Below are 3,546 nucleotides of genomic sequence, written 5' to 3'. Positions count from 1 at the left end.
AAAGCACCCTCATCTGTATAAAGATGAGGGTGCCTTAGATTTAAAAGCTGGCGATGACTTACTCTCACATGGCTAACGCCACACTACCATCAGCGCGAAGAGGTTTCACTTCTGAGTTCGGGAAGGGATCAGGTGGTTCACTCTTGCTATTGTCGCCAGCAAACTGTTGTGGTGCTTTGGGGTCTTATTCACATTACTTAATAATGTATGCCTTACTTACGAACCAAAGAGTTATTAACGGATTGGAAATTGAGTCGGTATTGTAACTAGTTTATTGACTAAATCAAGTTTTCGTATCGAATTTATCTTGAATACAACAACTGTTTGGGTGTTGTATAGTCAAGCCTCACGAGCAATTAGTATTGGTCAGCTTCACATATCACTATGCTTCCACATCCAACCTATCAACGTCCTAGTCTTGAACGGCTCTTTAGGTGACATATAGTCACAGGGAAATCTTATCTTGAGGTAGGCTTCCCGCTTAGATGCTTTCAGCGGTTATCCCTTCCGAACATAGCTACCCGGCGATGCGACTGGCGTCACAACCGGTACACCAGAGGTTCGTCCACTCTGGTCCTCTCGTACTAGGAGCAGATCCTCTCAAATTTCCAGCGCCCACGGTAGATAGGGACCGAACTGTCTCACGACGTTCTAAACCCAGCTCGCGTACCTCTTTAAATGGCGAACAGCCATACCCTTGGGACCTGCTTCAGCCCCAGGATGAGATGAGCCGACATCGAGGTGCCAAACACCGCCGTCGATATGAACTCTTGGGCGGTATCAGCCTGTTATCCCCAGAGTACCTTTTATCCGTTGAGCGATGGCCCTTCCATACAGAACCACCGGATCACTAAGACCTACTTTCGTACCTGCTCGACTTGTGGGTCTCGCAGTTAAGCGCGCTTTTGCCTTTATACTCTACGCGTGATTTCCGACCACGCTGAGCGCACCTTCGTACTCCTCCGTTACTCTTTAGGAGGAGACCGCCCCAGTCAAACTACCCACCAGACATGGTCCTCGCCCCGGATTACGGGGCAGAGTTAGAACCTCAACATTACCAGGGTGGTATTTCAAGGATGGCTCCAATGCAACTGGCGTCACATCTTCATAGCCTCCCACCTATCCTACACAAGTAAGGTCAAAGTTCAATGTCAAGCTGCAGTAAAGGTTCACGGGGTCTTTCCGTCTAGCCGCGGGTACACTGCATCTTCACAGCGATTTCGATTTCACTGAGCCTCTGCTGGAGACAGCGCCGCCATCATTATGCCATTCGTGCAGGTCGGAACTTACCCGACAAGGAATTTCGCTACCTTAGGACCGTTATAGTTACGGCCGCCGTTTACTGGGGCTTCGATCAAGAGCTTCGCTTACGCTAACCCCATCAATTAACCTTCCAGCACCGGGCAGGCATCACACCCTATACGTCCACTTTCGTGTTTGCAGAGTGCTATGTTTTTAATAAACAGTTGCAGCGGCCTGGTTTCTGCGGCTGCCAAGCGCTCAGGGAGCAAGTCCCATCACCCTCAGCAGCGTACCTTCTCCCGAAGTTACGGTACCATTTTGCCTAGTTCCTTCAGCAGAGTTCTCTCAAGCGCCTTGGTCTACTCGACCTGACCACCTGTGTCGGTTTCGGGTACGATTCCTGTGTAACTGAAGCTTAGAGACTTTTCTTGGAAGTATGGTATCAGCCACTTCACTGTACAAGTACAGCTTGATATCGACTCTCAGCATAGAGCACCCCGGATTTGCCTAAGATGCATGCCTACTGTCTTCCACCTGGACTACCAACGCCAGGCTGACTTAACCTTCTCCGTCCTCTCATCGCATTACACAGAAGTATGGGAATATTAACCCATTTCCCATCGACTACGCCTTTCGGCCTCGCCTTAGGGGTCGACTCACCCAGCCCCGATTAACGTTGGACTGGAACCCTTGGTCTTTCGGCGAACGGGTTTTTCACCCGTTTTGTCGTTACTCACGTCAGCATTCGCACTTCTGATACCTCCAGCATACTTCTCAATACACCTTCTTCGGCTTACAGAACGCTCCCCTACCACGTAACTCTAAAGTTACATCCGCAGCTTCGGCACATAGTTTTAGCCCCGTTACATCTTCCGCGCAGGCCGACTCGACTAGTGAGCTATTACGCTTTCTTTAAAGGGTGGCTGCTTCTAAGCCAACCTCCTAGCTGTCTATGCCTTCCCACATCGTTTCCCACTTAACTATGATTTTGGGGCCTTAGCTGGCGGTCTGGATTGTTTTCCTCTTGACTACGGACGTTAGCACCCGCAGTCTGTCTCCCGGATAGTACTCATAGGTATTCGGAGTTTGCATCGGTTTGGTAAGTCGGGATGACCCCCTAGCCGAAACAGTGCTCTACCCCCTATGGTATTCGTCCGAGGCGCTACCTAAATAGCTTTCGGGGAGAACCAGCTATCACCAGGCTTGATTAGCCTTTCACCCCTATCCACAAGTCATCCCCTGGCTTTTCAACGACAGTGGGTTCGGTCCTCCAGTTAGTGTTACCCAACCTTCAACCTGCTCATGGATAGATCGCCTGGTTTCGGGTCTACACCCAGCAACTATACGCCCTATTAAGACTCGATTTCTCTACGGCTCCCCTATGCGGTTAACCTTGCTACTGAATGTAAGTCGCTGACCCATTATACAAAAGGTACGCAGTCACCGAACAAGTCGGCTCCCACTGCTTGTATGCATGCGGTTTCAGGATCTATTTCACTCCCCTCACAGGGGTTCTTTTCGCCTTTCCCTCACGGTACTGGTTCACTATCGGTCAGTCAGGAGTATTTAGCCTTGGAGGATGGTCCCCCCATATTCAGACAAGGTTTCACGTGCCTCGCCCTACTCGTCATCATGATGTGTGCCCTTTCGTGTACGGGACTATCACCCTCTACGGTCGCACTTCCCAGAGCGTTCCGCTAAAACACACATCACTTAATGGGCTGATCCCCGTTCGCTCGCCGCTACTAAGGGAATCTCAATTGATTTCTTTTCCTAAGGGTACTGAGATGTTTCACTTCCCCTCGTTCGCTTCAATAACCTATGTATTCAGTTATTGATACCTACCTTATAGTAGGTGGGTTCCCCCATTCAGACATCTCCGGATCAATGGATATTTGCCGCCTCCCCGGAGCTTTTCGCAGGCTATCACGTCTTTCTTCGCCTCTGACTGCCAAGGCATCCACCACATGCACTTAATTACTTGACTATACAACCCCAAACAGTCGTTAATACCTACAAGTAGTATTACCAACATTACAGTTTGAAGTACTGTGCATTTAAGCACCGTACAGCTTCAATCTAAATTCATATACCAAAACGCTTGATTCAGTTAATTTGCTAGTTCTCAATTAACTCTAAGATCAGAATGACTTCTTCTCTCTTTGTTATTGAGTGAACAATTTATTTCAGACTCAATTCTCAATCTGTTAATGAATTAATGTAACCTCGTCAGCTACATTAAACTGTGATTAATCACAGAGCTTAATAAATCATTATATTTACTAAGCTCTATAATCTTCTTTT

The 3,546-nt window shown here is 48.3% G+C and carries 2 rRNA genes; both read right to left on the bottom strand.

Annotated elements, in window-relative coordinates:
- Positions 1–45: 45 nt before the first annotated feature.
- Positions 46–160, bottom strand: a 5S ribosomal RNA gene (gene rrf / locus JR005_RS05935).
- 175 nt (positions 161–335) lie between these two features.
- Positions 336–3,229: ribosomal RNA gene (locus JR005_RS05930) — 23S ribosomal RNA — on the bottom strand.
- Positions 3,230–3,546 lie beyond the last annotated feature (317 nt).

Source organism: Acinetobacter sp. Colony158, assembly GCF_019264745.1.
Lineage (GTDB): Bacteria > Pseudomonadota > Gammaproteobacteria > Pseudomonadales > Moraxellaceae > Acinetobacter > Acinetobacter ursingii.
Note: the sequence above shows the minus strand (reverse complement) of the source record. Positions and strands in the feature narration are given on the sequence as shown.